The organism is Fimbriimonadales bacterium, from assembly GCA_035559795.1.
Lineage (GTDB): Bacteria > Armatimonadota > Fimbriimonadia > Fimbriimonadales > ATM1 > DATMAR01.
In genome coordinates this window covers 42,676-67,969 of the sequence record DATMAR010000003.1, presented here as the reverse complement: position 1 = coordinate 67,969, position 25,294 = coordinate 42,676, and the positions used below count along the sequence as shown (strand labels likewise).

Annotated in this window: 22 protein-coding genes and 1 tRNA gene; 8 read left to right on the top strand and 15 right to left on the bottom strand. The window is 48.9% G+C overall.

Annotated features, from left to right (window positions below; genetic code table 11):
• Positions 1–17 precede the first annotated feature (17 nt).
• Both VNK96_00870 and VNK96_00865 read left to right on the top strand, forming a co-directional pair.
• Positions 18–2,072, top strand: coding sequence for a CARDB domain-containing protein (locus tag VNK96_00870; protein ID HWP30268.1), 2,055 nt, complete (start codon positions 18–20; stop codon positions 2,070–2,072).
• A 117-nt stretch (positions 2,073–2,189) separates the two neighbouring features.
• Entirely contained in the window at positions 2,190–2,777 is a 588-nt protein-coding gene (locus tag VNK96_00865; GenBank protein ID HWP30267.1) for a thioredoxin family protein, read from the top strand.
• Positions 2,778–3,079: 302 nt separating this feature from the next.
• Here VNK96_00865 and VNK96_00860 read toward each other — a convergent pair whose 3' ends face one another.
• On the bottom strand, positions 3,080–3,946 hold the full coding sequence (locus tag VNK96_00860; protein ID HWP30266.1) for an alpha/beta fold hydrolase: 867 nt from the start codon (positions 3,944–3,946) through the stop codon (positions 3,080–3,082).
• Between the two features lie 33 nt (positions 3,947–3,979).
• Positions 3,980–4,768, bottom strand: a complete 789-nt coding sequence (gene lgt, locus VNK96_00855) for a prolipoprotein diacylglyceryl transferase (protein HWP30265.1) — start codon at positions 4,766–4,768, stop codon at positions 3,980–3,982.
• 102 nt (positions 4,769–4,870) lie between these two features.
• Between lgt and groES the strand changes: the two genes are divergently transcribed.
• Together groES and groL are read left to right on the top strand one after the other, a co-directional pair.
• Positions 4,871–5,158, top strand: coding sequence for a co-chaperone GroES (gene groES, locus VNK96_00850; protein ID HWP30264.1), 288 nt, complete (start codon positions 4,871–4,873; stop codon positions 5,156–5,158).
• A gap of 39 nt (positions 5,159–5,197) precedes the next feature.
• Complete coding sequence (gene groL / locus VNK96_00845; GenBank protein ID HWP30263.1) at positions 5,198–6,826, top strand: chaperonin GroEL; 1,629 nt, start codon at positions 5,198–5,200, stop codon at positions 6,824–6,826.
• 59 nt (positions 6,827–6,885) lie between these two features.
• Here groL and VNK96_00840 read toward each other — a convergent pair whose 3' ends face one another.
• On the bottom strand, positions 6,886–7,608 hold the full coding sequence (locus VNK96_00840) for a hypothetical protein (GenBank protein ID HWP30262.1): 723 nt from the start codon (positions 7,606–7,608) through the stop codon (positions 6,886–6,888).
• 138 nt (positions 7,609–7,746) lie between these two features.
• On the opposite strand from VNK96_00840, the gene VNK96_00835 reads away from it, so the two are divergent.
• Complete coding sequence (locus VNK96_00835) at positions 7,747–8,475, top strand: hypothetical protein (GenBank protein HWP30261.1); 729 nt, start codon at positions 7,747–7,749, stop codon at positions 8,473–8,475.
• A 342-nt stretch (positions 8,476–8,817) separates the two neighbouring features.
• On the opposite strand, the gene VNK96_00830 is transcribed toward VNK96_00835, so the two are convergent.
• The 5 genes from VNK96_00830 to fabD form a co-directional block, all read right to left on the bottom strand.
• Positions 8,818–9,246 (bottom strand): hypothetical protein, encoded by a 429-nt coding sequence (locus VNK96_00830; protein HWP30260.1) that lies wholly within the window; start codon positions 9,244–9,246, stop codon positions 8,818–8,820.
• The gene (gene fabF / locus VNK96_00825; GenBank protein ID HWP30259.1) at positions 9,230–10,507 is read right to left on the bottom strand and encodes a beta-ketoacyl-ACP synthase II; all 1,278 of its coding nucleotides are present in this window, start codon (positions 10,505–10,507) and stop codon (positions 9,230–9,232) included. The genes VNK96_00830 and fabF overlap by 17 nt, the downstream gene beginning before the upstream one ends.
• A gap of 42 nt (positions 10,508–10,549) precedes the next feature.
• Positions 10,550–10,795 (bottom strand): acyl carrier protein, encoded by a 246-nt coding sequence (gene acpP, locus VNK96_00820; protein ID HWP30258.1) that lies wholly within the window; start codon positions 10,793–10,795, stop codon positions 10,550–10,552.
• A 63-nt stretch (positions 10,796–10,858) separates the two neighbouring features.
• Complete coding sequence (gene fabG, locus VNK96_00815) at positions 10,859–11,599, bottom strand: 3-oxoacyl-[acyl-carrier-protein] reductase (protein HWP30257.1); 741 nt, start codon at positions 11,597–11,599, stop codon at positions 10,859–10,861.
• The gene (gene fabD / locus VNK96_00810) at positions 11,596–12,570 is read right to left on the bottom strand and encodes an ACP S-malonyltransferase (GenBank protein HWP30256.1); all 975 of its coding nucleotides are present in this window, start codon (positions 12,568–12,570) and stop codon (positions 11,596–11,598) included. The genes fabG and fabD overlap by 4 nt, the downstream gene beginning before the upstream one ends.
• A gap of 51 nt (positions 12,571–12,621) precedes the next feature.
• Here fabD and VNK96_00805 point away from each other — a divergent pair, with 51 nt between their 5' ends.
• Both VNK96_00805 and cdd read left to right on the top strand, forming a co-directional pair.
• A complete protein-coding gene (locus tag VNK96_00805) occupies positions 12,622–14,991 on the top strand; it encodes an endonuclease MutS2 (GenBank protein HWP30255.1) in 2,370 nt (789 codons plus the stop codon).
• Positions 14,988–15,368, top strand: coding sequence for a cytidine deaminase (cdd, locus tag VNK96_00800; protein HWP30254.1), 381 nt, complete (start codon positions 14,988–14,990; stop codon positions 15,366–15,368). Before VNK96_00805 ends, cdd begins: the two co-directional genes overlap by 4 nt.
• A 225-nt stretch (positions 15,369–15,593) precedes the next feature.
• Here cdd and rfbD read toward each other — a convergent pair whose 3' ends face one another.
• The 7 genes from rfbD to VNK96_00765 form a co-directional block, all read right to left on the bottom strand.
• Entirely contained in the window at positions 15,594–16,451 is an 858-nt protein-coding gene (gene rfbD / locus VNK96_00795; GenBank protein HWP30253.1) for a dTDP-4-dehydrorhamnose reductase, read from the bottom strand.
• Between the two features lie 8 nt (positions 16,452–16,459).
• Positions 16,460–17,251 (bottom strand): tryptophan synthase subunit alpha, encoded by a 792-nt coding sequence (trpA, locus tag VNK96_00790; protein ID HWP30252.1) that lies wholly within the window; start codon positions 17,249–17,251, stop codon positions 16,460–16,462.
• Positions 17,252–17,496: 245 nt separating this feature from the next.
• Complete coding sequence (locus VNK96_00785) at positions 17,497–18,177, bottom strand: hypothetical protein (GenBank protein HWP30251.1); 681 nt, start codon at positions 18,175–18,177, stop codon at positions 17,497–17,499.
• Between the two features lie 50 nt (positions 18,178–18,227).
• Positions 18,228–19,364: a DUF1156 domain-containing protein gene (locus tag VNK96_00780; GenBank protein ID HWP30250.1), complete on the bottom strand. Its 1,137-nt coding sequence runs from the start codon at positions 19,362–19,364 to the stop codon at positions 18,228–18,230.
• Positions 19,361–19,723 (bottom strand): hypothetical protein, encoded by a 363-nt coding sequence (locus VNK96_00775; protein HWP30249.1) that lies wholly within the window; start codon positions 19,721–19,723, stop codon positions 19,361–19,363. The genes VNK96_00780 and VNK96_00775 overlap by 4 nt, the downstream gene beginning before the upstream one ends.
• A 40-nt stretch (positions 19,724–19,763) precedes the next feature.
• Positions 19,764–23,099 carry a helicase-related protein gene (locus tag VNK96_00770; GenBank protein HWP30248.1) on the bottom strand — a complete coding sequence of 1,112 codons (3,336 nt, stop codon included), beginning with the start codon at positions 23,097–23,099 and terminating at the stop codon, positions 19,764–19,766.
• A 421-nt stretch (positions 23,100–23,520) separates the two neighbouring features.
• A tRNA-His gene (locus VNK96_00765) sits at positions 23,521–23,596 on the bottom strand.
• A gap of 335 nt (positions 23,597–23,931) precedes the next feature.
• Here VNK96_00765 and tilS point away from each other — a divergent pair.
• A complete protein-coding gene (gene tilS, locus VNK96_00760; protein HWP30247.1) occupies positions 23,932–25,287 on the top strand; it encodes a tRNA lysidine(34) synthetase TilS in 1,356 nt (451 codons plus the stop codon).
• Positions 25,288–25,294 lie beyond the last annotated feature (7 nt).

Sequence of the window (25,294 nt, the reverse complement as noted above, 5' to 3'; positions counted from 1 at the left end):
TAAAAGGAGGGAATTCGATGCGTTTTCATTTTCTTATCGCTCTATTCATTTTATTCTTTTCGATACCCTGTTTTGCAGATACACTGAAGTTGAAAGACGGTCGAGTGAAAACAGGAGTCTACATTCGAGACGAAGGGATTCGAATTCAAGTTTGGCAGTTGCTTCAAGAAGTAGGTTCTCCCGGCTTTCTTACCTATCCTCGCAGTACAGTAGAGAGCTATACAATCGAACGCGGAGAGGAGTGGGATAAAAAACCGAATCTTCCCGACCTTTCCGTTACCTTCATCGAAATCAATCCGAAATTAGCAGGTCTTCATGGTCGAGTGTCTTACGACATTTTCGGACGACCGAAAATGCAGGGAAGTGCTCTAATCGAAGACCTCGGCGAAGATAGTTATCTTTTTCCAGAAAGAGCGGCTCGCAAATTAAAACTGAAATACAAAGAAGGAGAACTTCTCACGCTCACTGCGCATGTAAAAAATGTCGGATTCGCCTCGTCGAAGCCGTTCCGTTTTCAATGGATTCTCGATGGAAAGGTAATGAAAGAAGAACAATTCAATCGTTCTTTGAAAGAGATGGAGGAGACGACATTCAGTTATAAGACTCCATGGAGAGAGGGGGAGCACTATATCACTGCGCGTGTCGTTCCACAGCAAGCCGAAATCGCGACGATCAATAATTCAGTAACCGACCCGATGTGGGGTTTCGCTTTAGTTTATGTCGTGCACAAAGGACGTGTGAATGCATGGCATCAGAATCGAACGGCATACGGAACGTTTTCTTTCGAGGATTTTTATCGCTGGCATATCGAAATTATGAATTTACTTTTCGAAAACAGCATTTATCCATCCGCACCGAATGGAATTAAAGCGAGAGTGCGATTGGACAGAATCGTGTATGCAGACGATGTCGAAAAAGAAGTCGAGAAACTCGTTGCGCCAGACGGAATTCGATACGACCAAGGGCTGTGGATTTGGATAGACGACCAAGACCGTCAAAAGAATTGGCAGCCCCCCACGAAGGAATGGCGCAATCAAACGGAATGGTCTCTCCCTCATGAATTAGGACATCAATTAGGATTAACCGATTTATATGCGTTAGATTACGATGGAGACGATTATCACACGATGCCGGATACAGGCGAAAAAGTTACGCATTTCATGACGCGCCCACTCACGATGATGCATTGGCACGGACCGCATTTGTGGTCCGAAGTATGCGCAGGATATCTCAACACTTCTTGGGACAAACCTCGTGGGCATTTCGGTGATTTCTATTTCGCAATTCCCGAAGAGAATTTTTTGCGCATCGTGGATATCAACGGCAAAGGAGTTCCAGACGCTCGAATTGAGATTTTCCAGAGGGGGGCGGAAGTAGATAAAAATGCAAAACCGATAGAGCGAAATGGCGCTGTCTTTTATCCGGTTATAGAAGACGGAAATTTCGGAAAGAGGGTTTCGAAAGACCCCGTGATTACCGGAAAAACGGACAAAAATGGAGTTTTCCGTTTGCTGAATCGTCCTGTGAAAGAAGTTCGAACTCTCAATGGTTTTCATCGCAAACCGAATCCGTTCGGAAATATCAACGTAGTAGGCGAACGAGGTTTGATGCTCGTGAAAGTCACGAAAGACGAAAAACCGTGTTACTTTTGGTTGGAGATTTTCGATTTCAACGTCGCGTATTTCAGAGGGCATCGAAATCGTTTCGAAATGCTTTTGAAGACCTCCTACGGCTCTGAAGATTCACCTCTCGCGCCTATAGATGTCGCCGTTACGAAGTTGGATGACAACCATGTAAAAGTTACATGGGACCTACCTCCTCAAAAGCGTTCGCAACACTATCTCGACCGCGTGATTGGATTTCGTGTGTATCGGCGGATTTCCAACGATGGGCTGAACGACCATCCGTGGTTTCCTGTGGCGACTCTCGGCCCGAACGCTCGGGAAGTCGTTTTAGATTTGCGCAGCGCTCCTGATGAACTCTATTGGTTTTCGAAAGTGAATCGTTTCGCCGTGGCGTCCGTCGGTGAACATGGATTGGAAAGTGGGTTAGTCGAGGTGGTGCTGAAATAATTTCTGCCGTGCTGAGATGATGATTAGCGACAACCTTTCCCGAATCTACGTTACAAATAAATAGGGAATTTTCAATTTGGGTATAAAGCAAAAAAGAACTTTAAAGGAGGTTCGATTATGGCTGCGACTTCGACGATGCTACCTTTAGGGTCGGAAGCACCCTCGTTTCGATTGAAAGATACCGAAGGAAGAATAGTCTCCCTGGACGATGTTAAAGACGCAAAGGCGTATTTGATTATGTTCGTTTGCAACCACTGCCCCTATGTCATGCATGTAGCGAAAGAATTGGGGGAAATCGGAAGGGAATATTCCGAAAAAGGAGTTGCCATTTTTGCAATCAATTCGAACGACCCAGAGCAATATCCCGAAGATTCCGTCGTGAATATGAAGATCAAGGCGGAAGAATGGGGCTGGACGTTTCCGTATCTCGTAGACGAAACCCAGGAAGTTGCTAAAGCCTATCGTGCGGCTTGCACTCCTGATTTTTACGTGTTCGATGAAAACAAGAAATTGGTTTATCGTGGGCAACTCGATGACAGCCGCCCCGGAAATAACATTCCCGTTACTGGCTCCGATTTACGCCACGCTTTGGATGCGGTCCTCGCAGGAGAAAAACCCAGCGAAAACCAAAAGCCGAGTGTCGGATGCAGCATAAAGTGGAAACCCGGAAACGAACCCGAGTACATGAAATTGGTTATGAGGTAATTGATTTCTAAAATTAGGAATCGTAGTACTTCCAAGCGTTTCCTAATATTGACGCATAACAAAAAATAATTTCTCGTTTCTCGTGTTTCTCGTTCCCAAACTCCGTTTGGGAACGCTTTCTTTTCGTTACTGTTTCTCGTTTCCAAACTCTATAAACTCTGTTTTCTCGCTCCGAAACTCTGTTTGAAGCACTTAAGATCACTTTAACATCCCGGTTCCCTTCGAGCGAAGCGAAGAGGGGGAACCTTTAAGGAGGGGGTGAAATAATTTTTCTCGTTCCCAAACTCCGCTTGGGAACGCATTTATTTTCCAATAACTATTTCCCGTACGTAATCCATAACCTCTTTGATATATCGTTCCGTTTCTATCCAGCGCATCTCAGCATGCCCAGCGGATTCAGACCATATCAATCGAGAGTTACTACATACTTCGTGATTTTTCACGGCATGGAAAGGCGGAATCATGACATCTCGCTTACCGTGCAGTATCAGAATTTTTTTATCGATTTTCTTTAAAGCATCGCCAACGTTCACGCGATAAGGATTAATTCCAGTGAGAAGCCAACCTATGAACATCACAGGAAATAAAACGACCGACGCGGTCTTCCCCCCCAAAAAATTCCACCATCCCGATGTTGCAGAAGGCAAATCATGATAGGAACTGTCTAAAACGAGTCCATCCGCTAAAGACGGCTCTTCGGCGAGAGCGAAAGCACATGCCGCCGCTCCCATGCTGGAGCCGAGAAGAATTTTCGGAAGATTCGGTGCCTTTGCAGCAGCGAAACGCAATGCATTCAAAACGTCGATTCTCTCGAGCCAACCGAATCCGACGTTTGTTCCCTCGCTCTTGCCACATCCGCGTGAATCGAACAGTAAAGAGGAAAAACCCGAATCGTAGAATCGAGCGGCTAACGCGGCATTTTCTGAGCGATTCATCACATAACCATGCGCGAGGACGAACACACCACGTGGGTCGGGGTGGGGCACCCACCAACCACGCAATTTCAATCCATCGCTTTCGAATTCGATTTCTTCGGTGGGAGCACCCAATGCAGAAGGAGATAAAAATATCGGAGAACGTGGAGGATGAATCGCAATCCATGCGACCAGGAACAAAAAAAGCAGATACACTCCCCCCCCTACCGCAAGTGCGATAAGAAGAGTCGTCATCTTAGAGGCTCGCTTTCCCTTTGCCAGCGTCTGTCATTCGAGATGCGCCGTCGCCGTTCGTTTCCATTGTAAACGCAAAAGCCAAAGCAACCCGAAAGCGACCATGAAAATCGCAGCGAGTTGTGCGCTTGTTACCGATGCACCTTGAACAACCGGTTCTGAACTCGCACCAATCCGAAAGATTTCGTAAATGAAACGGCTAACTCCGAAAAATACGAACCCTAACGCGGCGAGCATCCCTGCACTCAACGAGACCAAACCATTTACGAGGCTTCTTCTTTCAATCCACAAAAGGATAGCTGCTCCTATCCAATTCATCGCCGTGTCATAAAGTTGCGCTGGATGAGCGGCGTAAGGAACGTTCGGAAAATGCACAGCGATCGGCAACTCGCAAGGTCCCCCATGACAACAACCGTTGAGAAAACATCCGATTCTTCCTATTCCGAATGCGACTAAAACTGGTGCAGCTGCAAGGTCCAACACTCGTACGAAAGAAATCTTCGCCCTCCTCGACCATATCGCCATCGTGAGCAACCCGAATAAAATCCCTCCGAAACTCGTTATTCCGCCTTCATAAAATTTAAAAATTGCCCAAGGGTTTTGGGAGTAAGACTTCCATTCGAGTGCAACGTACACCAGTCGCGCGCCGATGATGCCGATCAACACCATCCAAAAGGCTAACTCGACTAATCCTTCTCCAGGAATTCGAAATCGTTTCGCCCTGCGTATCCCCATCCAAAGGGCGGCGAGTGTCCCGAGAACGACCATCAAACCGAAACTGCGGATGGGAATGGGACCTAAACGGAAGAGCTCCGGAAGCATTATTACTAAAGAGTTTACCGGGACTTGACAAAAGTTCCCGAGACGGGTATAATTAGCACTCTAAACCAGAGAGTGCTAATTCAAAAACGGAGGTTTTTGTAGATGGATATTCGACCCCTGTACGACAAAGTCGTTATAGAACCTCTCGAAGAAGAGGACAAATCTACAGGAGGGCTCTACCTCCCCGACACGGCAAAAAAGAAACCGCAAATCGGAAAGGTCGTTGCCGTCGGTGATGGAAAAATTTTAGAAGACGGTACCCGAGTAGATTTGACGGTGAAGGTCGGCGACAAGGTGTTGTTTTCGAAATACGGTGGCAACGAAGTCACTGTGAATGGAAAGGAGTACATGATTCTCGACGAAGACCAAATCTTCGCAATCATCAAATAAAGCAGTAAAGCAATTACAAATAAAGGAGGTTTCTAAATAATGGCAGCAAAGCAAATTTTATACGATGAAAATGCGCGACGCGCGTTGGAGCGCGGTGTCAATAAAGTCGCAAACGCAGTAAAAGTCACTTTAGGTCCCAAAGGGCGAAACGTCGTCTTGGATAAGAAATGGGGAAGCCCCACGATTACCAAAGACGGCGTTACCGTCGCTAAGGAAGTAGAGTTGGAAGACCCCTTCGAAAACATGGGTGCGCAACTCTGCAAAGAAGTCGCAAGCAAAACGAGCGATGTAGCCGGTGACGGAACGACCACGGCGACGATTCTTGCGCAGGCACTTGTAACGGAAGGTTTGCGTTATGTCGCTGCAGGAGGAAATCCAGTCGCTTTGCGTCGAGGGATTGACAAGGCAGTCGAAGCCGTCGTCGGTCAAATTCAAAAAATGGCGCAAAAGGTGCAAAACCAAGAGCAAATCGCGTTCGTGGCGAGCATTGCTGGCAACGACCCTGAAATCGGCAAACATGTCGCCGAAGCGATGGACAAAGTGGGAAAAGACGGTGTGATTACCGTCGAAGAAAGTAAAGGCAGAGAAACGACCCTCGAAGTGGTGGAGGGAATGCAATTCGATCGCGGATATATCAGTCCCTATTTCGTTACAGACCCGGAACGAATGGAGGCAGTATTAGAAAATCCGCTCATTCTTTTGCATGAAAAGAAAATCAGCAATGCACAGGAATTTCTGCCGTTTTTGGAAAGAATTGCCGCTTCGCGCAGGCCTTTATTGGTGATTGCGGAAGATGTCGAAGGCGACGCACTTGCAACATTAGTCCTCAACAAAATTCGCGGCGTTCTTCAAGTATGTGCCGTGAAGGCTCCAGGTTTCGGTGAGAGAAGAAAAGCGATGCTCGAAGACATCGCGATTCTCACCGGCGGCAAATTCATTTCTGAAGACCTCGGCATAAAACTCGAAAACGTTACGCTCGAAATGTTAGGCACGGCGAAGAAAGTCGTCGTAACACGCGAAGACACGACGATTATCGAAGGCGCCGGAAAGAAAGAAGACGTCCTCGGTCGCATCAACGTGATTAAAAAGCAAATCGAAACGACCGAATCGAGTTACGACAAAGAAAAATTGCAGGAACGACTTGCCAAATTGAGCGGCGGTGTTGCCGTTATTAAAGTCGGTGCGAGCACCGAAACAGAACTCAAAGAAAAGAAAGCACGCTATGAAGACGCGCTTTCCGCGACGCGCGCCGCTGTCGAAGAAGGCATCGTTCCGGGTGGCGGCGTAACTTTGCTCTCGTGCATCGAAGGGCTCGAGAAAGTAAAAAGCGATGACCCGGACGAACAAACCGGTATCAACATCGTCAAACGCGCGTTAGAAGAGCCGATTCGCACGATTGCCGAAAATGCGGGTTATGAAGGCAGCGTGGTTGTCGAGAAGGTTCGCGCGAGCAAAAGCGGAATCGGGCTCGATGCCCGCACCGGGCAATATGTAGATATGGTGAAAACTGGCATCATTGACCCGGCGAAAGTAACTCGCTTCGCTTTGCAAAATGCCGCTTCCATCGCTGGATTAGTTCTCACGACGGAGGCGTTGGTCGTAGAGAAACCAGAACCGAAGAAAACAACGCCCCCCCATCCGGGTGGAATGGAAGACTACGATATGTAAGTCGTTCGTGATTGGAAACAAAACGAGGCAACCTCTAACGGTTGCCTCGTTTTTATTCGTTACTTCGACGTATTCTTACGAACTCTCTTGAATAAGATAATCGTAAAAGCAGTAATAAAAAGCAAAGACGATGGTTCTGGAACTGCAACGATTTGAAAACCGTTGATGTGCCCCTTAGGGAAAGTAGCGTTAAAAGCAACTTCGAGACGCCCCCCCACGACGTCTATCGTATGGACTGCATGGGTAATTCCCAATTCGAAGTCGTTTCCGGGCATCGGACCCGTTACGATTTGAGGGTTAGGAGGAAACGCTCCGGGAACCGTTACCTCGACGGGAGCTTCGTATCCTATGGCATTCACTGCATACGAATACAGCAAGTATCTTCCATCCGAGAGTCCTTCGAAACGATAAATACTACCGGTTTCACTTACTCTCGCAATATCATTCAACAACAAAGCATAATCACCCGTATTTCCGTTATAAATATAAGACCATCCTCCGGCTGACCCCGAACCTTTGACGACGGTTAAGGTGACGTGGGTGGAGTTTCCTTTCAAATCTTTTAGCCGAAAAGCTCCTATCCATGTAGCGTCGAGGGCATTCCACTTACCGGGCTGTCCTGCGGCGCCAGGGAAAGAATCGCTCGGAGGTCCGCCTCCGAGCGGTGGGTCTGTGGGTAAATCGAGGTCTATATTGAAACTTTGTCCCCATCCCGGGCAGGAAAGGATAAGGGTACTGAACCCGATTGCCACTCGGACGGATATAGGGCTCCAACGGTTCATTTTTCTTGCTCTGTTGTAGCGCTTCTATTCTTATAATACAATGAAAAGTATATGTTGAGGGCTGACTCGATGAAACTCGAATTCTTTTCGAGCAACAAGTAAAAAGACACATTCTCTTCCACCAAGTAAAATCTGCCTATGGACACCAGCGCAAAAATCGTTTTCGTGGGTTCGGGGAGTCTACGTTGCTGTGCGCCCGTATTCGCGGGGATTTTCAATTGTTGGTGGCAGCCCGATTCCATGCTTTATTTGGTAGACACGAACGAGGAACGCCTCGATTTATCGGAGCGTCTTGCGCGTTGTTTCGCTGCGGAAAGCCGTTCTAATTTGCGGGTCACGACCGATTCTATGGAGGCATCACTGAAAGATGCAACTCATGTCGTACTCGCCTTCGGGCTGGGTCATTATGGAGAAGAAGACGAAGAAATCGACCTTTTGCAAGCATGGTGCGTTTTGAACGGCATACAATTGCCCGAACGCGAGCATGCGGAAACTTCGAAGGAAGAACGACTCGATTTTATGCGCGCGATTTTGTTGAATCCGATTTTCGAGGAAGTGAATCAACTTCTTCCGAACCTCGCGCGGAATGCGCTCGTGGTGAATCTCGTTCGCCCCGTCGAGTTGACGGCGCCGCTTCTCGCCGTAGAGGCGATTCATTTGGATTGGCCTGAAGCGCTGTCGCAAGAGGAACGCCTTCCTCTTGCGCATCAAATTTTGAGATGGATTCGCTCCGAGGAATATTTGGGGGGGGAACTTTTGAAAAATACACAGAATCCGATTGTGAACGCACTGAAATACGGCGAGCCCAAACCCGAAAACCGCTTCAATCCGAAGGCTTTGGCAGGATATTTAGCGAGACTTACTTGATAAGAAATCGGGATTTTTATTATTTTTAAGGAAACTGCCCAAGCGCATACCCAACCTTTATTGAAGAATTTGCTCGAGCACGTACCATACTAAGGAATTCTTGAAGGAATCATTCTGCAAAAACGGTTTTCGATGCCTCAACTGCTCCTGCAGTTGAGGCTTATAAGCGAGAGCATAAGCATCTGATTCTCGTTCCCAAAATCTGTTTGGGAACGTATATGTTGGTTTGCCATTCTTAGTGGTTGGTTTGTTTATAAATAATTATCTTATCGCGCCTTACGGCGCTCCTACTTTCGATGCCTCAACTGCTCCTGCAGTTGAGGCTTATAAGCGAAAGCGTAGCTACCTCTGTATTTGTTCGTAAATCTTCAGCCAGTCTCTGGCGAAGCGAATGTCGTACATGAAGGAAGTCATGCAGAATATCACCGTAACCCAAGAGGTGATATAAGCGAGCCGAAATGCGGATTCGGCGTAATACGTTTCCGGAATGTCATCTACGAGTTTGATGACAATTTTATTCGTGAAAAGAATCTCTAATATTGCGAGAATCGAAAAACCCAAAAGAGCGAGAGACATCCAAAGGGCGTAACGTCCTTGCTCGTCGAAGAAAAACAATCCGCCGAATCTATCTATGCGCGTGCTCAAATCGAAAGGAAGATAGATCGCCCATGCGACTCCGAAAAGGTTCACCAAAGTCAATATCCAACCGATTGTAAAAAAGAAGTAAGCCTTTCTTTTCGATGCACTGTAATCCTTAGTCATTTGTTCCATCGAGCAATCCCGCCTTAGCGAATATCAAAGTTGCGTTGTGACCTCCGAAACCGAAAGAATTCTTCATTGCGAAACGCATCTCCGTTTGTCGAGCCTTGTTCGGAACATAATCCAGGTCGCATTCAGGATCTGGAAATTCATAATTGATTGTCGGCGGAATCCAGTTTTCTTGCAAGGCTTTGATGCACACGATGGATTCCAAAGCCCCAGCCGCACCGAGGGAATGCCCAATCATGGATTTCGTACTGCTAATGGGTACTTTGTACGCATGTTCGCCGAATACTTTTTTGATTGCGAGCGTTTCCAATCGGTCGTTGTAAGGCGTGCTAGTGCCATGAGCGTTGATATACGTGATGTCTTCTGGATTCAAAGAAGCATACTTCATTGCCAATGCCATAGAACGAGCCGCTCCGTCTGCGCTCGGTTCGGGTTGCGTGATGTGAAACGCGTCGGCAGTTTGTGCATAGCCTACGACTTCTGCGAAAATTTTTGCATTTCTTTCTCGTGCATGGCTTAATGATTCCAATACCAGAATCCCTGCACCTTCACTCATCACGAAACCATCGCGTTTTGCATCGAAAGGTCTACTTGCGTGTTCCGGGTCATCGTTTCTCGTGCTCAATGCGCGAGCAGCGGAGAACCCCCCCAATGAAATTTCCACGATAGGCGCTTCAACCCCCCCTGCAATCATCACGTCCGCTTCCCCGCGTTTGATAATTGCCGCAGCATCGCCGATTGCGTTCGCCCCTGTGCTGCACGCCGTTACGACACAACTGTTCGGACCTTTCAAATTGTAACGAATCGAAACGTAACCACTCGCCATATCGGGAATCATATAAGGAACTAAAAACGGAGAGACTTTATCGGGTCCATCGGAAAAAAGCCTTCTCAGATTTTCGGTAAGTATATCCAACCCTCCGATTCCCGACCCGATAAGCACGCCGATTCGGTTTCTGTCTTCGCTTTCCAGATCCAAGCATGCGTTACGAATCGCCATATCGCTTGCGGCGACTGCGAATTGAATGAAACGCGTCAATCTGCGCGCCTCCTTTGCATCGAGAAAAACAGATGGATCGAAATCTTTGACTTCACCTGCAATTTTGCATGCGAAACGAGACGCATCGAAAAATGTTATTTTTCCGATGCCGTTTTTCCCGGAAAGAGCATTTCTCCAAAATGTTTCGACGTCGTTTCCGATAGGCGAAATCGCGCCAAGACCCGTTACAACGACCCGTTCTGCAGGGTCTCTTTCTCGCATCATGGAGAAGAAATTCCTATTCTTGAAGATATTCCTATTTTTATTTTAGGCTTCGACCCCGACTTTTTGTTGAATGTAGTTAACGACGTCGTCCACTGTACGCAAACGTTCGACGTCTTCGTCGGGGATGTCGATTTGAAATTTATCCTCTAAAACCATGACTAGTTGGACGACATCCAATGAATCTGCGCCTAAATCTTCCACGAAACGCGCATCCGGAGTTACATCCTCCTCCTTGCACGCCAATTCGGCAACGATGACTTCTTTTACACGCTCGAAAATATTATCCATTGAAACTCACCTCTCTTTTTTTATTTTTGTTTTTGGTGACTTCGAAAACGGTGCTTAGTATCCTCAAAGGGTTAAGCCTCCATCGACTATTAAAACCTGTCCTGTGATATACCTGGCGCTGTCTCCTGAAAGAAAGACCACTGCGCCAGTGACATCTTCGGCTGTTCCAAGCCTACCTAATGGCGTCCGTTTAATGATTTCTTCTCGCATTTCCTGACCCAACCCACGAGTCATGTCGCTCTCGATGAACCCGGGGGCGACTGCGTTACAAGTGATACCACGTCCACCTAATTCTTTCGCAACTGCCTTTGTCAATCCGATAAGACCTGCTTTGCTTGCCGCATAGTTCGCTTGCCCGACTTGTCCACTGATACCTACGATGCTCGTGATATTCACGATTCGTCCATATCTTGCCTTTAACATCGGCTTCGCTACCTCGCGAATCATGTGAAAAGCGCCTTTGAGGTTGACACGTATTACTTCGTCCCAATCTTCGTCCTTCATACGAAGAATCAAATTGTCACGGGTGATGCCAGCGTTGTTTATCAAAATATCGATTCGACCGAAAGACTGAAGAACCTGCTCGACTGACTTGGCAGTCTCTTCGCTTACCCCGACGTCGCAAGCGAGCGCTAAAGCTTTCTTGTTCAGGCTCGTGATTTCATTGATAGTTTTTTCCAGTGCCTCGACGGTTTTCGCGATGCAGGCGACATCAGCTCCTTCTCTCGCTAAGGCTATAGCAATTTCCTTCCCGATTCCTCTGCTGGCACCAGTAATGATTGCAACTTTTCCTTCTAAACTCAATTACGCACCTCGGAAATGGCATTCAAAGTATTTTGGATGTCCTCGTATTTAGAAAGCGAAAAGCATTTAGCAGAAGAAAGCGTTCTTCTCAAAAGGCCGCACAGCACTTTGCCAGGTCCACATTCGATGAAAATCTCGGCTCCCATTCTTTCCATCGTTCGCATGGATTCTGCCCAAAGAACAGGAGAAACGAGTTGTTGTTCTAAGAGTTCTTTCCACGCCTCTGGATCGTCTACCGGTGTTGCAGTAACGTTGCTCACCACGGGGATCTCACGGTGAGGCTTTAGAAAGTGAACACCTTCTAAAGCTGTCCGGAATGCCTCCTGGGCTTCTTTCATCAATGGGGAATGGAATGCACCACTCACATTCAAAGGGACACATCGACCACCCAACTCGATGAGTTTATCCATCGCCTCTACTACGGCGGGTCTATCCCCGGAAATCACGACCTGCCCAGGACAATTGTAATTCGCTGGCACGACTTCTCTCCCTGGGACTGAGATTCTTTGACAAACTTTTTCGACCGCGTCATCGGGCAGACCGATTACCGCAGCCATCGCTCCGACCCTAAGTGCACCCGCGCGCGCCATTAAATCACCCCGTTTTTGCACCAAACGAGCCCCATCTTCGATAGATAAATATCCAGCGCACGTGAGCGCGGAGAATTCCCCCACACTGTGCCCTGCCATACAGATTGGGGCGAAAATTTGTTTTCGTTCCTTTTGGGCTTCCTCCCAGGTCTTGTATGTAGCAACGGAGGTCGTAAATAAGGCAATTTGCGCGTTTTGGGTTTCTCGCAACTTTTCTTCATCACTTTGAAAACAAAGACTTGCAACGGTTATGCCTGTTGCTTCCTTTACGATTTCGAAAATCTCTCTGGCTATTTCGCTATTTTCATAAAAATCACGACCCATCCCTGGAGTTTGAGAGCCTTGGCCAGGGAAAAGTACGGCAAGAAAATCCTTTTCCATTCGAGAAAAGGATATACCCGCTTTTTGCTTATGCGCTGTACAATCAAGAGCGTGGGCTCGAAGCGCTCTCACGCAGAAGAAAAACTCGAACTCGCAAGCGTTCTTGCGCAAGTGGCTGAATTTTGCCGCACGGGGTTAGGCTCGGAAAAAATTCTCGATATAAGACCCACTTTTGATGCCTCTTTAATTTCGCTTCGAATCGAACAGACGCGAGAGGCGTTGGAGTTACTACGCGCTTCGGAGATTCCCGAATACGGCATGGCTCGGGATGTACGCCGTTCTGTTTCTGACGCAGCGAAAGGAGCAGTAGTGCCTGCGGAAGAGTTATTTCGCATCGGCGAAACGCTCGAGGCGATGGGGAATGTATCACGGTTTTTCGCGAAATTAGATTCCGCACCGAATCTTAAAAAACTCGCCATCGGCTTACCGTATTTGCCCGATTTGCAAAAAAGAATTCAGCGAAGCGTTACTCCGGAAGGGGAAGTGCTCGATGATGCAAGTCCGACTTTGAAAAAAATTCGTTCGGAACGCAATTCTCAGCAGCGGAAGCTGATGTCTCGTTTGCAGTCTATGATTTCGGGTTCGTACCGCACTTATTTGCAAGAACCGATTTACACGGTTCGGGACGGGCGATACGTGATTCCCGTAAAAGCGCAATACAAAAGCAAAGTACCGGGAATCGTGCATGATGCGAGTGCATCGGGTCAGACTCTTTTTATCGAACCGCAATCCATCGTAGAAGAGGGAAACCGATTGAGGGAATTGGAGGCACTGGAAAGAGAGGAGACGGAGAGAATTCTTTCGGAACTTTCGAGCGCAGTGGGGGGGCATTCCGAAGAGATTTTATCGGGAATGGATGTTTTAGGAGACTTAGATGGTATTTTTGCGAAGGCGCGCTATGCCGATGACCGCAACGCAGCCCCCCCTAACCTTTCCGATGGACATTTGCTCGTGGTTCGGGAGGGGCATCATCCGCTTATCCCTCGAGAAAAATCCGTTCCGCTAACGATTTCTGTGGGGGAGCACTCGAAGTCTCTTCTTCTAAGCGGTCCGAATACGGGGGGGAAGACCGTAACATTGAAACTATTAGGTCTCTATGCGCTCATGATCGGTTGTGGAATCTTTCCACCTGCTCGAGAAATCAAATACGGACCCTTTCACAATGTATGGGCGGATATCGGAGACGAACAAAGTTTACAGCAGTCCCTTTCGACCTTTAGCGCGCATCTCAAAAACATCGCCGAGATATTCCATGGCGTACAAAAAGGGGATTTGGTGATTCTCGATGAAATCGGAGCAGGCACCGACCCTCGCGAAGGGGGGGCGCTCGCGAAAGCCTTTCTCGATTCTTTGCACAACAGAGGGGCAATCGTCGCCGCATCCACGCATTACGGTGAAGTTAAAAACTTCGCGCAGGCGAGCGAACGTTTCGCTTGCGCCGCAATGGAATTCGATGTCGAAACTCTTCAACCGACCTTTAGAATCATCCCCGGAGCCTCCGGTGCGAGTCATGCGATGGAGATTTCGCTAAGATACGGAATCCCCGAAGAGGTGATAGCGAGCGCAGAGCGATTTGCAGGAGAAGAGTTTTTACAAGAACGTGAAACTTCTTATGCGCTCGATAACCTCGTTCGAGAAACGAGAGAGGAAAAGCAGCGCATCGAAAATTTGCGAAAAGAATTGGAGGAGAAAGAACGTCGTTTCGAAACGGAAAGGCAAAAATGGCTAGAAAAAATGCAGAAAACGCGAGCGCAGATGGAAGAGTCTTTGGCACAGATAATCCGAGAAGCCCGCGAACGTTATCGTGAACTGCTCGAGCGCCTCAAAACTGTTACAAATAGCCAAACGCGAGAAGAAATCATCGCAGAAGCGAAAACAGTCGAGAAAGAACTCCAAGATTTCCGCAACCGACTCGAAGATGCAGAAGCAGAGCTCGAGCCAGATACGAAAGACATCTCGAAAATAGAACCAGGAACCCTCGTGGGAGTTCGCGGTTATTCACAGCCGGGTACGGTCGTCGAGATTAAAAAGGGGGGGGAAGTCGTCGTACAAATTGGTATCGCTCGGGTTCATGCAAAAATGTCGGATTTGAAAACTTATGAGAAAGAGGCTCGCCCCTCGCAAGCCACTCACGAAAGGGGAAGTACCCCTGGTGCAGGGAAGTGGGTTAGAGGGGAAGCGCCCATGGAAATATCGCTCCGAAAAATGCGGTTCGAAGATGCGCGAGAGGCTTTGGAAAGGTTTTTCGACGAAGCGATTCTCGCAGGAGTGCCGAGAATACGTATCGTTCATGGAAAAGGAACGGGAACGCTCAAAAAGATGGTGCATGATTTCCTGAAATCGCGCAATGAAGTGGCAAAATTCCGAGAAGGAGATATATACGAAGGGGGGGTCGGAGTTACGATCGTGGATTTGAAATGACAAAACGAGAAGAAACTGTCCATGCCGCGATTCAGGTGAGGGATTTAGCATATTGTCCCTATTCGAAGCATGCCGTCGGCGCAGCGGTTTTGGGCGAGGATGATAAAATTTATTCGGCGTGTAATGTGGAAAACGCTTCGTATGGCTTGACGATTTGCGCAGAACGAAACGCAATCGGAACGATGCTCTCGAACGGTTGTAAAAAATGGAAGATGATCGCTGTCGCGTCGCCGAAAGGCGCTTTCCCTTGCGGGGCTTGCTTACAGGTTTTGCAAGAGTTCGCAAGCGAAAATGCAGCGGTGATTCTCGTGGATTCTGATAGAAAAATCTCGACATTTTCTTTGTCGGAACTCTTACCGCATCCATTTTCCCCATGAATTTTTTGACTCGATATATAAACTTGTAATCTCGATGTATCGCATAAGCCATTTCGAGCATATGAAGTTCAAAGGAAAATTGCATCCCATTACGCTGCTTTTTCTTTCGTATCCTTGTAGTTCCGATGCTTTATATCTATTTTAGTCTCGAAGCTTCTCTGCGTAATCGGTTCCCCTTGCGAAGCAGGGGGAACCTTTAAGGGAGTGGTCAAAAAAACCGTCCAGCTATTCACTGTAAACTTCGCGAACGAACCTCGCTACTGCATCCCGCCAATGCGGAAGAGGTTCGAATCCTAAAGATTGATACTTCGATGTGTCGAGAACGCTATAAGCAGGCCTTCGCGCAGCGTCATGTCGCTCTTCGCTCGAAATAGGCTCCAAGGAAATGGAAATGCCGGCAGAGTCGAGTGTTGCCTTCGCTAAATCGAACCAACTCGCTTGTCCTTGATTGACCACATGATAAATCCCCCCCTCAGGCGAAAGTTCGATGATTTTCGTTATCACATCGGCAAGATCCACCGTATAGGTGGGGCTTCCGATTTGGTCATTCACCACTTTCAAACTCTTCTCCTTCTTCGCAGCGTTCAAAATCCTTTTAGGAAAACAATCCCCGTTTTTTCCGAATAACCACGCTGTGCGAATGATGAGCGCCTCTGGATTTTCTTCTTGTACCATGCGCTCTCCGTGCCATTTGCTTAATCCATAAAGATTAATGGGATTGCATGCGTCAGTTTCACGATACGGTCGGTCGCTTTTTCCATCGAAAACGTAATCCGTGCTCATGTGCAGAAATCGCGCATTGAAATCACGCGCAAAGCGTGCGAGCATAAGCGCTCCGAACGCATTGACCATAATGACTCGATATCCTTCGGACTCCGCTTCGTTTACCGCGGTAAATCCCGCCGCATTCACAATCCAATTCGGCTGTTCGAATAAAGAAAAACTTTCGACGGAGCGAGTATCGGTGATGTCCAACTCCTCATGAGAAGGCGCGATAACATTCCAACCTTTTTTTCGGAATGCCTCGAGCAAATCACTGCCTAAAAGCCCCGAACCTCCGACTAAAAGAATTTTCAATTCCATATAATAGTTTATAACTTTGTCGCTTTCTTCAAAACAGTAACCGCTTCGATAAGTTTCTTTGCGCCTTTCCCGTCATTCCATTCTTTATGAAGTAAATCCACGATATAACTCCCTACGACAGCGCCATCTGCCACGTTACATACCATTTCGACATGTTCAGGTTTCGAAATTCCGAAGCCGACGCAAACGGGAAGAGAAGTGTGTTTTCGTATTTTTTCGACAGTAACTTTCACTTCTTCTGGCACTGCGCGCTCCGCTCCGGTAACTCCTGTGCGCGAAACACAATACACGAAGCCGCTCGAAAGTTTGGATGCTAATTCGATTCTTTCATCGGTGCTCGTCGGTGCAACCAAAAACACGATGTCTAAACCTGCCTCCGCCGCTGATTCTCGCCATTCCTTCGATTCTTCGGGCGTCAAATCGCTGAGAAGAACACCGTCCACACCCGATTCCTTTACGGCTTTTGCGAATTCTCGGAAACCTTTGCGCAAAGCGATATTCGTGTAGCCCATATAAATCGAAGGGATTTGCAGATTTGCTTTTTTGACGGATTCGAAAATGTCTTTCAATCGCGTGTGCCTATCGAGAGCGCGTTGACTGCTCGCTTGAATCGTAGGACCATCGGCAATAGGGTCGCTGAAAGGGATTCCGATTTCGATGAGGTCAGCACCACCTTCGACGAGCGCATCGAGAATGTCAGGGAGAAACTGTATAGGAGGGTCTCCCGCAGTTACGAAAACCACCAGCGCCTTTTCTCCACGCGCCTTCAACACCTCGAAACGTTCCCGAATTCTTGACATGCGTGACTATCGTAGCATGCTCTTCTATGTAGAGATATAGCGCTTAAAGAATAGCAACTAAAGAATAGCAACCGTTTTCGTATCGGACTGTTTACAATTGGCTAATGTACTGACACATACTTACAAATCGTATCGCGCTTGCCATTCGCATTGCGTTTGCTTTTTAAAAACGCGTGTCAATAAAATCTATGAAAAAATCTCAATCACTCTTTTGAGACACATCAAAAATGGGCTTTCCCACATGTTCATTCATCCTTTTCTTCCACTATCGTAGCGTCAATCTGCCGAAGGGTTTCCCTCACTTTGTGCTCAATTGTGTTATCCTTGAACCCATTTTCCGCTTTGGCTTCCAGAATCACCTCAACTGCTATCTCCGCGCCGTCCTGCCTAAGAGGCGTCACAACACCGCGGACGAAGTCGGAGAGCCTCTCCCACGGAATAGATGCGTGGAGTCTATAAACTTTTATAGTCTTCTCGGTAGGCGGAGGTGGCGTAATCTCAACAGGTGGTTCACGAACACCCGTCGGTGGAGGTGCTACACCTGCCCCCGGTACTGGTCCCGATGGCGTTAACATTTCCGCTTTTTCGCGAACCAGCACAGCATCCATTCCGATTTGCGATGAAGAGATGGACTCTTGGAAGAAGACTCTGTCGCCGACTCTAACCCCAAAGATTCCCTCCCGCACGCCTTGCACGATTGCCTCTAGCAGGACATGCTTGCTCTCTAGCATAGGAAGGTTCGGGTATTTCAAAAACGCCTCGTAGATCTCCTCCAGAGGCTTTTCCCCTTCATCTTCTCGCATGGTTTTTTCTAAAATTTTTCGGGGCGAGAGTTTCAAAAGCAGCCTATCTTCGCCTTGTAAATACTCGCGCACCCGGTTGGCAATCGATGGTTTCACCCCAACAATGGGTATCCCAAGATCCATCCAAAGCGGTTGCTGCTCGTCTGCCTTCGCAAGGTGACGATAGGTGCTCATTAGAGAATGAGCGAGACTACTTTCGACATCTTTGAGCTTTGGCGTTTGGCTTGCAGTGTCTCTTCGACGGTGCGGTAAGCGGCAAGGTCGGCCTCGGTGGGCAGGCGATAGGTCTTGCCGGTACGCTGGGGATGGTGCAACACCACCGCCATCATCCGTTGTCCCGCTATGCCGTCGCGGAAAAGCCACCGCGTCGTTTTGTCGTCAATAGTCCCGCCGCACAGCGGGCAACGCACATGAGCGAGGTTCACCGTGCCTTTATCAGGGTCGAAGTCAATCCGTTTACCGTTCTGCCCCACGATTTCGACGTCCAGGCGCCAGGCAGGGCGGTTGGGGATGAGGCGCAGAGCCACTTTCTTCTTGTCCTTTTTCGCTAGCCAGGTCTGGCGCATGAGCGGGATTTCAGCGCCGCAGGATGGGTTCTGGCAGGGCAAGGTGCGCGCCCAGATGTAACCGACAGGGATAGAACCATCTTTGTCGTGCGGGTAGAACTGCGCCAACTCCCGGCGCGCCTCCTCCAGCACCCAGGTGCCCCAGGCTTCCACCGCCTCAAGCAATGGATTTTGCGTACCGCCCGGTTCCGTATTGGCGAGAACGCTCTGCCTGACCTCTTCGCGTTTGCCTTGCACAGGCGGCAGCGGCACTGCAGGGACTGCGCCTGGTTTGCCGAACCTCGGCGGCAGTTCCAGCACCGCTTTGTTGAGCAAAACAGCCACAGGGTTGTAGTCCAACGCATAGGTCTCACAACCGAGTCGCAGCGCCTCTAAGGGGATGGCGCCGCCGCCTGCAAAGGGGTCGAGGACACGCGGTGGGTGACCGCCAAAAGCATCGCGGATGAGGGCGCGAGCCTTCTCGAGGGCTGGGTTTTCCTTTTGCACCGCCTCCCAAGGGGAAATCTCGCGCACCAGGCGGAGGAACTGCTCACCCCGGACAGGGTCATCGGGCAGCAGGGCAGCCAGCGCGGTAGCGCGGGAGGCAGCGAGCGGCCTTCGCGCCCACCAGATGTGCAACGTCGAAATATGCCCGTGGCGGATGTTCTTCTCTCGCACGGATTCTTCCGAGACCTTACGTAGAGGAAAGTCGGCTTCGATCAACCTACGAGCGCTCTCTTTTTCCTCTCTTTTCTCCTTTTTCATTTATCCAGCCTTTCAACTAAAGATTCGGGTTTCTCTGGGAAGAATCCTCTTGCCGGTGGAACATACCATACTTCATTGGGTTTTACGAGAAAGACGTGAATGCCGAGCGCACATAGTCCAGGCATGATGGAGCGCATCAGTTTGTCATAGGTGTCTGTATAAGGGACGGCGAGTCCGCAGACGACGTCGTGGTCGTAGTAACGCAGAATCTGCAGCAGCGCTTCACCCATAGCGATATCCGCGTTTCCGCTGGGGCGGACTCCTTTGGCTTCGATAAAGAGCCGCCGGTTAGAACGCGGTAGTGCGCCTTCAATATCGGCTCCGCGCTGGTTGCCATGGCGTACTATAAGGTTCTTCACTCCTTCTCCCCGCAAACGTTCTGCCAAGGTATTGACCAGTTCACTCTCCTTCATGCTGTACATGCTCTTTCCAGTCCTTTACAACAAAACGCAGGATTTCTACGACCTCGTCCGGTTTCAGTTTGCTCGCTGGGTCTGAAATGGCATAGAGCATTGGTTTATTCGCGGCATCTTCCACAATATAAAGCCAGTACTCTTCACCCAAACGCTGTGCCATCATCCACTCATTAGGGGTCAGAACGATGTTGCCTGTGGTGGCTCGGGCTTTGACTTCAATATATCGCAATGCTCCATTCGCATCTTCAGAACGGATGTCGTAGCCCAGATTTTGGGCTGAGACGTCATAAGGGGTTCTGCCTTGCTGCCGCTCGTATTCCATGGACACTTGCATGCCAATAGCCTCGATGGCAGCATCGGAGTGCATCTCCGTGTCCTTGTTCGGCTGGGGAACTACCCGCGCAACGCCAAGGATTTCCGGAGCAGCGGGTAGGAGGCTTGTCTGGCGTCGGAGTTCCTCTTCCAGGGCACGTTTTCGGGCTTCGTACTCCTCTTTGCGGCGTTGTTCATTGATTATTTCAACATCAGGCACATATTCACCCTTGGCGCGCCGGGTTTCGTACTCGATGAGTTTGGCTTCCGAATCCAGAATCATTTGTTCCAGCGAACGAATGCCATATTTTTGTTTGATAAGGGCTTCCCGTTCCCGCTCATTACGGATTTCTGCTCGAAAGTTTTCCATAACCTCATACACCACGAAGGACACGATTCTTTCTTTATTAGGAAGTTCTTCAGAAGGGCTATTTTCTGTAGTCTCCAACTGAGAAAAAGGCTTGAGATCCCACAGGATAGAGCTATTTACCAGTTGCAGTTCCGAACCGTATGCTGGATGAAAAACCACGAAAAGCCTTTTACCGGCGACATGGTCGTTGCCGTCGCGTAACTCTCCCTGCACGAACCAAAGCCAGCCATCCAGTCGTCCGTCTGGGTCAGCAAAGATCGCTCCGCTTTGGATATCTTGCTTGCACCGGTCCAAAATACTCTCAATAACGGTTTCCAGTAGGGGATGACCCGGAGCAACGAAGACGGCTTCCCGACTCATTGCCTTCTTTTTGTCAAATGCAACTTTGTTGTATTCTCGAAAGACTTCGCCGTACGTATGTTTAAACCTTTGTGAGACGTTGCGCAGTTCATATGGCACAGATGGCACGCGCCAGAGTTCATCTTTGCGTTTCTCCAATGGGACGTCAAGAAAGGCGCAGCAGCGCTCAAAAAATCGCTCGATGTATTCCGGCACAAGGCGGTTTTCCCGAGCGCGACGTTCCTCACCGAGAACGCGCTGCAGGTCAATGTGGCGAGTAGCCAGGGCTTCAAGAGCTGCTTCCCTTGTTTTTTGAAGCGCTACTGAGTCTGGGATAGCCTGGATTTCTGCCACGATTTCCTCCAAAGTCCGGCGTTGCGCGATGGCTTCGACAATAAGGTCTTTGAGACTGCGGCCGGGAATCACCTCGCCTATGACGTCAAACACGCGGTCGCTACCCATCGCCTGTCGGATGCGTTCTAATTTCTCGAATAAGGCACGCAAGACCATGCCCTCACGCGTGTCGCTAGCCACGAGGTTGTAAATGTGGACTTCTTTTTGTTGACCGTAACGGTGGACGCGTCCCATGCGCTGCTCCAGGCGGTTCGGGTTCCAAGGGATGTCATAATTGACCATTAGCGAGCAGAACTGCAAGTTGATGCCTTCGCCGCCGGCTTCTGTAGAAACCATGACCTGTGCATGTTCGCGGAAATCGTGCTCGGCGCGAATGCGGGCATCTAGGTTCATGCCACCATGCAATGTGACAACAGCATAGCCCCAGGCGCGCAGTTTTTCAGCTAAATAGTCGAGAGTCTCACGCGATTCGGTAAAGATCAATAGTTTTTCGCGACGCTGCTTGATTTTCTCATCTTCCATCACCTTGCGCAACTCGGTGAGCTTAGTCTCGATTTCGTGACGCTCGGCGTTGCGAGCCAAATCCACTAAACCGGACAGGGTGCGGATCTCCTGCTCCAGTTCTTCTCGGGTTTCTGCAGCGGTGAGCCTTTCAATGAGTTCCTCCTCCTGGCGAAGCCGTTCTTCATCGGGTGCGTCTTCTAGTGCGTCATCATCTACCCGTTTACCTTCGGCTAGCCATTGACCAAGCTTCAAAAGTTCTTCCAAGCGTGCTTTTCGCCTTTCAAGTGAGCGGCATACCGCCCTTACGCTGGAGGCTAAGCGCCGCTGGAGGATGAGCAGGGCAAAGGCGACATTGCGCTTGTCGCCAGCGAGCGCCTGATTGTAAGACCTTTCCACATACTCGGTGACGGCGTTGTAAAGGCGTTTTTCCTCATCGTTTAGCCGATAGGGTCGGGTGTATACATGTCGCGGCGGAAACAGCGGTCTTCGTTCAAAATCGCGGAGATCCTCCTTCAGCCGGCGCAAAAACAATGGATTATCTTGACTCTGCACCGACTCCAAGAGGAGTTCTTTATTGGCAAACAAATCTGGCTCTAGCAAGTCAAGAAGAAGGCGGAAATTTTCAGGATCCCCGCGGTGAGGGGTGGCAGTCAGAAACAGTAAGAACTGACTGATGCGGGAGAGAAGCTCACCAAAGCGATACCGTTCGGTCTTGTCAGTCTTATCACCATAGCGGTATGCCGCCATTTTGTGGGCTTCGTCAACAATTACTAAATCCCAGTGGGTTTCAGCTAAGGAAGCCAAGACATCATCTTGCTTGGCAAAATCCATGGAGGTAAGGACCTGAGCTTGTTCCTGCCAAACGTTGCGTCCCCAGGTGGCATTCATCACTGCGCGGTCAACCACGGTGAAAGGTTCAGAAAAGCGCTCCTTCATTTCTCTTACCCACTGGTCCTTTAGATGCCCTGGCACGACGATCAATGTGCGCCAGACAAGTCTTCTGTATTTGAGTTCTTTCAAAAGAAGCCCTGCCATAATGGTCTTTCCTGCCCCCGGATCGTCAGCCAAAAGGAAACGAATTCGTGGGTTTCGCAAGAGATAGTGGTAAACCGCTTCAATCTGGTGAGGTAAGGGATCAACCTGGGAGACGTTAACGGCAAACAGTGGGTCGAACTGGTAGGCAAAGCGGATGCGATGTGCTTCCATTGCCAGAAAGAAACCCTCGGCGTTACCCGAGAACGCCTGTGTGTTGGCTGTGGTGATGCGTATTTGAGATAGATCTTCCTCAGCAAGGATGCGAGAGTAAAATTGCTTTGTGTTTATCCCAACGGCTTCAATCTTGACGCTACTGCCAAGTTGGAAAAGAGTAAGCACACGAACCGGCTCAGGCCAAAAGTTTGCCTCCAAGACATCATCAGTTTTTATCTTGCATTCTGCCATAGGTATTTTCGCGATACGCTTGCGTAAAAAAGTTCTATATTCTGCACAGAAATTACCGTATCAAAAGCCATGTCTCTCAGTGAAGAAAGCGGTGTCTTATGGTCCTGCTTCCATGTTTAGTGGATTCTTCGCGGCTTTGGGATGTTTGGAATCAAGACAATGTCTGGAATCAAGACTTCTGCTATGCGGAAGTTTCCCGTAGAAGTCACTAGAGAGGGAGTTTCATCATGACCACGCTGGCCTCAAGATAGTACGCTTCTTTCGGTTGCTTATCAAGTTTTCCACTTTTTTCACGACGATTCGACAGATGTTATTTTCTATATTTGCTTCCCCTCGTTCACAGTGATTCGCATGGCTTCCACTGTCTTTGCAGTTTAGGACTGTGGCTTAAGGTGCTGATGGTGCGCAGTCGATGCGTGGATGGGGCGGCGGACGGGACTTGAACCCGTGGCCTCCTGGTCCACAGCCAGGCGCTCTAACCACTGAGCTACCGCCGCCACTGTGTAAATAAAAAGAATACCTATTTTATGAAAGAGTTGGAGAAACTTTTATAAAAGAGTTGAAGAAACGGCTGGCTGACACGAGGTTTCCATCGTTTTTGATGTTTCCTTTTCATGATGTCTCGGCCGTTCGTGGAGTTTCCACTTTTTCCACGAGGTTTCCGCGGTTCATGGGGTTCCAACTCGTTCATGAGGTTTTCCACTGCCTTAGAAAAGAAGTTAAGAACCGCTTTATAACGAGTTTGATGGAGAGTTGGCACTTTCTTGCGTTGCCGCTCTGCAGCGTTAAACGCATATAATCACTGGTAACTCGCTGTTATATCAGTATAAAAATGTATCAAAGGCTTCTAAACTTCATCCAGCGACATAACCTTCTTCGAGAAGGGGAGAGGGTTATCGTGGGTTATTCCGGTGGGGCGGATTCTACTTGTCTTCTTCATTTGCTTCATCGAGCGGGATATGAGGTTATTGCGGCGCATTTGAATCATATGCAAAGACCCGAGGCGGAAAAAGAAGAACGCTTTTGCGAAGAGCAAGCGAAAAAACTCGGCGTTCGTTTCGTTTCGGAGCGCGCAGACGTACCTAAAATCGCAAAGGAAAAGAAAATCGGCATCGAGGAGGCGGGTCGCTTTGCGCGATACGATTTTTTCTGCAGACTCCATAAAAGTTTCGATGCAAAAGTCGCCACCGCTCATACGTTGGACGACCACATCGAAACGATTTTCCTGCATCTCGCGCGAGGTTCGGGGTTGACCGGTGTTTCGGGAATCAGCGTACAAAGAGATTTCATCGTGCGGCCACTGCTTTGGGCGCGTAGGAAAGAGACGCATGCGTTTTGCGAAAAAGAAAATTTGCCAATCCTTAGCGACCCTGCGAATGTAGATGAAAACTTTACTCGTGTGCGAGTTCGCAAAGTTCTCATTCCCGCTTGGGAATCGTTGCATCCGTCCGCCGTCGAAAACCTTGCGCGTTTTGCGAGCATTGCACGAGAAGAGGACATCTTTTTAGATGCGCAAGCAAGGAACCTGCTTTCGGAGTGCGAAATCGAACCTCATCCAGAACTTTCGTTTTTACATAGAGACGTCGAACGAACATTCGATGTAGGTTGTTTACAGTCGCATCCTAAAGTGCTACTCCGTCGCGCGATTCGGTCTCTCGTTCATCAATTTAAAAGAGAAATCTCTTACGAACTCACGGAGCAAATTTTAGAGGCGATTCTTCAAAAGCATAAAAATAGTGTTACATTAGAGGGGGGGGATGTGGTGCTCGAAACCTCTCAACGGCAATTTCGGATTCGCAGTTTAGAAAATCCACCCGACTTTTGCATCCCGCTTTCCATTCCTGGGGAAGTAGCGTTCGATGGGTGGAAAATCGTTGCCCAAAAACCACAACTCGAAAACGCAGGATTAAAGGCGATTATTTCTATGGCAAACGTTCGCGGCTCATTAGTCGTTCGGCCGTTTCGTCCTGGTGACCGTATCCAGCCAGCGAAATCTCGATATGAGCGCAAGCTTCAGGACGTCCTTACCGATGCAAAGGTCAGCAGTGCTTTGAAAAGACGCCTTCCATTGGTCTGCGATGACGAGGGTCCTTTATGGGTTCCGGGGGTTTGCATTGCCTCAAGAGCCGCTCCCGATGCGTCCTCTGAGAGCGTCTCCCTACAGTTACTACCGATGACCCCCGAGTAAAAAGGTA

Bases quoted from the DNA above. Each gene is read 5' to 3' on its own strand.
- VNK96_00870 (HWP30268.1), top strand. From the start codon at position 18: ATGCGTTTTCATTTTCTTATCGCTCTATTCATTTTATTCTTTTCGATA.
- VNK96_00865 (HWP30267.1), top strand. From the start codon at position 2,190: ATGGCTGCGACTTCGACGATGCTACCTTTAGGGTCGGAAGCACCCTCG.
- VNK96_00860 (HWP30266.1), bottom strand. From the start codon at position 3,946: ATGACGACTCTTCTTATCGCACTTGCGGTAGGGGGGGGAGTGTATCTG.
- lgt (HWP30265.1), bottom strand. From the start codon at position 4,768: ATGCTTCCGGAGCTCTTCCGTTTAGGTCCCATTCCCATCCGCAGTTTC.
- groES (HWP30264.1), top strand. From the start codon at position 4,871: ATGGATATTCGACCCCTGTACGACAAAGTCGTTATAGAACCTCTCGAA.
- groL (HWP30263.1), top strand. From the start codon at position 5,198: ATGGCAGCAAAGCAAATTTTATACGATGAAAATGCGCGACGCGCGTTG.
- VNK96_00840 (HWP30262.1), bottom strand. From the start codon at position 7,608: ATGAACCGTTGGAGCCCTATATCCGTCCGAGTGGCAATCGGGTTCAGT.
- VNK96_00835 (HWP30261.1), top strand. From the start codon at position 7,747: ATGGACACCAGCGCAAAAATCGTTTTCGTGGGTTCGGGGAGTCTACGT.
- VNK96_00830 (HWP30260.1), bottom strand. From the start codon at position 9,246: ATGGAACAAATGACTAAGGATTACAGTGCATCGAAAAGAAAGGCTTAC.
- fabF (HWP30259.1), bottom strand. From the start codon at position 10,507: ATGATGCGAGAAAGAGACCCTGCAGAACGGGTCGTTGTAACGGGTCTT.
- acpP (HWP30258.1), bottom strand. From the start codon at position 10,795: ATGGATAATATTTTCGAGCGTGTAAAAGAAGTCATCGTTGCCGAATTG.
- fabD (HWP30256.1), bottom strand. From the start codon at position 12,570: ATGGAAAAGGATTTTCTTGCCGTACTTTTCCCTGGCCAAGGCTCTCAA.
- cdd (HWP30254.1), top strand. From the start codon at position 14,988: ATGACAAAACGAGAAGAAACTGTCCATGCCGCGATTCAGGTGAGGGAT.
- rfbD (HWP30253.1), bottom strand. From the start codon at position 16,451: ATGGAATTGAAAATTCTTTTAGTCGGAGGTTCGGGGCTTTTAGGCAGT.
- trpA (HWP30252.1), bottom strand. From the start codon at position 17,251: ATGTCAAGAATTCGGGAACGTTTCGAGGTGTTGAAGGCGCGTGGAGAA.
- VNK96_00785 (HWP30251.1), bottom strand. From the start codon at position 18,177: ATGGATCTTGGGATACCCATTGTTGGGGTGAAACCATCGATTGCCAAC.
- VNK96_00780 (HWP30250.1), bottom strand. From the start codon at position 19,364: ATGAAAAAGGAGAAAAGAGAGGAAAAAGAGAGCGCTCGTAGGTTGATC.
- VNK96_00770 (HWP30248.1), bottom strand. From the start codon at position 23,099: ATGGCAGAATGCAAGATAAAAACTGATGATGTCTTGGAGGCAAACTTT.
- tilS (HWP30247.1), top strand. From the start codon at position 23,932: ATGTATCAAAGGCTTCTAAACTTCATCCAGCGACATAACCTTCTTCGA.